At 51.8% G+C, this 5452-nt stretch carries 2 tRNA genes and 3 rRNA genes; all 5 read right to left on the bottom strand.

From position 1 onward, the window contains the following. Positions 1 to 20: 20 nt before the first annotated feature. The 5 genes from rrf to CK486_RS17625 all read right to left on the bottom strand — a co-directional run bounded on the left by rrf (position 21) and on the right by CK486_RS17625 (position 5208). Positions 21 to 136: ribosomal RNA gene (gene rrf, locus CK486_RS17645) — 5S ribosomal RNA — on the bottom strand. 125 nt (positions 137 to 261) lie between these two features. Then, a 23S ribosomal RNA gene (locus tag CK486_RS17640) occupies positions 262 to 3153 on the bottom strand. Between the two features lie 242 nt (positions 3154 to 3395). Further along, positions 3396 to 3471: transfer RNA gene (locus CK486_RS17635), tRNA-Ala, on the bottom strand. A gap of 30 nt (positions 3472 to 3501) precedes the next feature. After that, positions 3502 to 3578, bottom strand: a tRNA-Ile gene (locus CK486_RS17630). Between the two features lie 93 nt (positions 3579 to 3671). After that, positions 3672 to 5208: ribosomal RNA gene (locus tag CK486_RS17625) — 16S ribosomal RNA — on the bottom strand. The 16S, 23S and 5S rRNA genes sit together here with 2 tRNA genes alongside, the layout of an rRNA operon. Positions 5209 to 5452 lie beyond the last annotated feature (244 nt).

Below are 5452 nucleotides of genomic sequence, written 5' to 3'. Positions count from 1 at the left end.
GTCGGGGGTTTGGGATAGGAGCTTGACGATGACCTACTCTCACATGGGGAGACCCCACACTACCATCGGCGATGCGTCGTTTCACTTCTGAGTTCGGGAAGGGATCAGGTGGTTCCAACGCTCTATGGTCGTCAAGCAATTCGGTTGCTGCATCGTGGTTTAGACGCTACAGCGAATTGGGTATGTGACTGGATTGCGAGTCCTGCAAGCTTTCGGCTTACTTCATCTTCACATCTAACACGCAAATTGTTTGGGTGTTATATGGTCAAGCCTCACGGGCAATTAGTATTGGTTAGCTCAACGCCTCACAGCGCTTACACACCCAACCTATCAACGTCGTAGTCTTCGACGGCCCTTTAGGGAGCTCAAGGCTCCAGTGAGATCTCATCTTGAGGCAAGTTTCCCGCTTAGATGCTTTCAGCGGTTATCTTTTCCGAACATAGCTACCCGGCAATGCCACTGGCGTGACAACCGGAACACCAGAGGTTCGTCCAACCCGGTCCTCTCGTACTAAGGTCAGCCCCTCTCAAATCTCAAACGTCCACGGCAGATAGGGACCGAACTGTCTCACGACGTTCTAAACCCAGCTCGCGTACCACTTTAAATGGCGAACAGCCATACCCTTGGGACCGGCTTCAGCCCCAGGATGTGATGAGCCGACATCGAGGTGCCAAACACCGCCGTCGATATGAACTCTTGGGCGGTATCAGCCTGTTATCCCCGGAGTACCTTTTATCCGTTGAGCGATGGCCCTTCCATACAGAACCACCGGATCACTAAGACCTACTTTCGTACCTGCTCGACGTGTCTGTCTCGCAGTCAAGCGCGCTTTTGCCTTTATACTCTACGACCGATTTCCGACCGGTCTGAGCGCACCTTCGTACTCCTCCGTTACTCTTTGGGAGGAGACCGCCCCAGTCAAACTGCCCACCATACACTGTCCTCGATCCGGATAACGGACCAGAGTTAGAACCTCAAGCATGCCAGGGTGGTATTTCAAGGATGGCTCCACGCAGACTGGCGTCCACGCTTCAAAGCCTCCCACCTATCCTACACAAGCAGGCTCAAAGTCCAGTGCAAAGCTACAGTAAAGGTTCACGGGGTCTTTCCGTCTAGCCGCGGATACACTGCATCTTCACAGCGATTTCAATTTCACTGAGTCTCGGGTGGAGACAGCGCCGCCATCGTTACGCCATTCGTGCAGGTCGGAACTTACCCGACAAGGAATTTCGCTACCTTAGGACCGTTATAGTTACGGCCGCCGTTTACCGGGGCTTCGATCAAGAGCTTCGCTTTCGCTAACCCCATCAATTAACCTTCCGGCACCGGGCAGGCGTCACACCCTATACGTCCACTTTCGTGTTTGCAGAGTGCTGTGTTTTTAATAAACAGTCGCAGCGGCCTGGTATCTTCGACCGGCATGGGCTTACGTAGTAAATACTTCACCCTCACCGGCGCACCTTCTCCCGAAGTTACGGTGCCATTTTGCCTAGTTCCTTCACCCGAGTTCTCTCAAGCGCCTTGGTATTCTCTACCCGACCACCTGTGTCGGTTTGGGGTACGATTCCTAATTACCTGAAGCTTAGAGGCTTTTCCTGGAAGCATGGCATCAACCACTTCGTCATCTAAAAGATAACTCGTCATCAGCTCTCGGCCTTGAATTCCCGGATTTGCCTAAGAATTCAGCCTACAACCTTAAACTTGGACAACCAACGCCAAGCTGGCCTAGCCTTCTCCGTCCCCCCATCGCAGTAATTAGAAGTACGGGAATATTAACCCGTTTCCCATCGACTACGCTTTTCAGCCTCGCCTTAGGGGTCGACTCACCCTGCGTCGATTAACGTTGCGCAGGAACCCTTGGTCTTTCGGCGTGCGAGTTTTTCACTCGCATTGTCGTTACTCATGTCAGCATTCGCACTTCTGATACCTCCAGCCAACTTCTCAATTGACCTTCACAGGCTTACAGAACGCTCCTCTACCGCGTCACTTACGTGACACCCGTAGCTTCGGTGTGTGGTTTGAGCCCCGTTACATCTTCCGCGCAGGCCGACTCGACTAGTGAGCTATTACGCTTTCTTTAAAGGGTGGCTGCTTCTAAGCCAACCTCCTAGCTGTCTAAGCCTTCCCACATCGTTTACCACTTAACCACAACTTTGGGACCTTAGCTGACGGTCTGGGTTGTTTCCCTTTTCACGACGGACGTTAGCACCCGCCGTGTGTCTCCCACGCTCGGCACTTCCAGGTATTCGGAGTTTGCATCGGTTTGGTAAGTCGGGATGACCCCCTAGCCGAAACAGTGCTCTACCCCCTGGAGTGATACGTGAGGCGCTACCTAAATAGCTTTCGAGGAGAACCAGCTATCTCCGAGCTTGATTAGCCTTTCACTCCGATCCACAAGTCATCCGCTACCTTTTCAACGGGAGTCGGTTCGGTCCTCCAGTCAGTGTTACCTAACCTTCAACCTGCCCATGGATAGATCGCCCGGTTTCGGGTCTATACCCAGCGACTAAACGCCCTATTAAGACTCGCTTTCGCTACGCCTCCCCTATTCGGTTAAGCTCGCCACTGAATATAAGTCGCTGACCCATTATACAAAAGGTACGCAGTCACCCAACAAAGTGGGCTCCCACTGCTTGTACGCATACGGTTTCAGGTTCTATTTCACTCCCCTCTCCGGGGTTCTTTTCGCCTTTCCCTCACGGTACTGGTTCACTATCGGTCAGTCAGTAGTATTTAGCCTTGGAGGATGGTCCCCCCATATTCAGACAAAGTTTCTCGTGCTCCGTCCTACTCGATTTCACTTCTAAGATCTTTTCGCGTACAGGGCTATCACCCACTATGGCCGCACTTTCCAGAGCGTTCCGCTAAAATCAAAGAAGCTTAAGGGCTAATCCCCGTTCGCTCGCCACTACTAAGGGAATCTCGGTTGATTTCTTTTCCTCAGGGTACTTAGATGTTTCAGTTCCCCTGGTTCGCCTCATACACCTATGTATTCAGTGCATGATACCCAGCTTATGCTGGGTGGGTTCCCCCATTCAGAGATCTCCGGATCAAAGTCTGTTTGCCGACTCCCCGAAGCTTATCGCAGGCTACCACGTCTTTCATCGCCTCTGACTGCCAAGGCATCCACCGTATGCGCTTCTTCACTTGACCATATAACCCCAAGCAATCTGGTTACTGTCTCAAACGTGAAGACGACATTCGCCGAAAACTTGCGCTTGAACTCGCAAATTTTACCTCAGCTTAATTAATTACCAGTGAAAGTAATTAATTAGCCACTTCTATCACATACCCAAATTTTTAAAGAACAGTTCTGGCGCAAAGACCAGAATTCAACATCCCAACCGAAACCTCGGTAGATGCTCAATTCTGAGCTTTCGGCGAATCAAGTTAAGTGGTGGAGCCAAGGAGGATCGAACTCCTGACCTCCTGCGTGCAAAGCAGGCGCTCTCCCAGCTGAGCTATGGCCCCATCGTCTGACTGGCCACGCCCCGTGACAATTGGTGGGTCTGGGCAGATTCGAACTGCCGACCTCACCCTTATCAGGGGTGCGCTCTAACCAACTGAGCTACAGACCCAATCGTCTAACTCTCGGGTCTAAACCCAATCGCCTTTCGCGAGTGAATCAAGCAATTCGTGTGGGAGCTTATGAAGAAGCTGAGATCTTCGATTAAGGAGGTGATCCAGCCGCAGGTTCCCCTACGGCTACCTTGTTACGACTTCACCCCAGTCATGAATCACTCCGTGGTAACCGTCCCCCTTGCGGTTAGACTAGCTACTTCTGGAGCAACCCACTCCCATGGTGTGACGGGCGGTGTGTACAAGGCCCGGGAACGTATTCACCGTGACGTTCTGATTCACGATTACTAGCGATTCCGACTTCACGCAGTCGAGTTGCAGACTGCGATCCGGACTACGATCGGTTTTATGGGATTAGCTCCACCTCGCGGCTTGGCAACCCTTTGTACCGACCATTGTAGCACGTGTGTAGCCCTGGCCGTAAGGGCCATGATGACTTGACGTCATCCCCACCTTCCTCCGGTTTGTCACCGGCAGTCTCCTTAGAGTGCCCACCATAACGTGCTGGTAACTAAGGACAAGGGTTGCGCTCGTTACGGGACTTAACCCAACATCTCACGACACGAGCTGACGACAGCCATGCAGCACCTGTGTCTGAGTTCCCGAAGGCACCAATCCATCTCTGGAAAGTTCTCAGCATGTCAAGGCCAGGTAAGGTTCTTCGCGTTGCTTCGAATTAAACCACATGCTCCACCGCTTGTGCGGGCCCCCGTCAATTCATTTGAGTTTTAACCTTGCGGCCGTACTCCCCAGGCGGTCAACTTATCGCGTTAGCTGCGCCACTAAGTTCTCAAGGAACCCAACGGCTAGTTGACATCGTTTACGGCGTGGACTACCAGGGTATCTAATCCTGTTTGCTCCCCACGCTTTCGCACCTCAGTGTCAGTATCAGTCCAGGTGGTCGCCTTCGCCACTGGTGTTCCTTCCTATATCTACGCATTTCACCGCTACACAGGAAATTCCACCACCCTCTACCGTACTCTAGTCATGCAGTTTTGGAGGCAGTTCCCAGGTTGAGCCCGGGGATTTCACCTCCAACTTACAAAACCACCTACGCGCGCTTTACGCCCAGTAATTCCGATTAACGCTTGCACCCTTCGTATTACCGCGGCTGCTGGCACGAAGTTAGCCGGTGCTTATTCTGTTGGTAACGTCAAAACAGCAAGGTATTAACTTACTGCCCTTCCTCCCAACTTAAAGTGCTTTACAATCCGAAGACCTTCTTCACACACGCGGCATGGCTGGATCAGGCTTTCGCCCATTGTCCAATATTCCCCACTGCTGCCTCCCGTAGGAGTCTGGACCGTGTCTCAGTTCCAGTGTGACTGATCATCCTCTCAGACCAGTTAACGATCGTCGCCTTGGTGAGCCTTTACCTCACCAACTAGCTAATCGTACCTAGGCTCATCTGATAGCGTGAGGTCCGAAGATCCCCCACTTTCTCCCGTAGGACGTATGCGGTATTAGCGTTCCTTTCGAAACGTTGTCCCCCACTACCAGGCAGATTCCTAGGCATTACTCACCCGTCCGCCGCTGAATCAGATAGCAAGCTACCTTCATCCGCTCGACTTGCATGTGTTAGGCCTGCCGCCAGCGTTCAATCTGAGCCATGATCAAACTCTTCAGTTCAATACTGCTTGGGTTTTGAGAAAACCCTAAACCTGGCTCAGCAATCGCAAATAAACTCTCGAATTCACGAGTGTTACTTGTGTTGCTGATAATCTTGCGATCATCAGTCTTACTATCACAAGCACCCACACGAATTGCTTGATTCAACTTGTTAAAGAGCGTTTGGTTAAGCCTTCGTCTCAACCGAGGCGCGCATTCTACAGCACCTCTTCAACCCGTCAAGCTCTTTTTCGAAAATTTCTTT

Source organism: Pseudomonas sp. HAR-UPW-AIA-41 (assembly GCF_002304225.1).
In the GTDB taxonomy this organism is placed as follows: Bacteria; Pseudomonadota; Gammaproteobacteria; order Pseudomonadales; family Pseudomonadaceae; genus Aquipseudomonas.
Note: the sequence above shows the minus strand (reverse complement) of the source record. Positions and strands in the feature narration are given on the sequence as shown.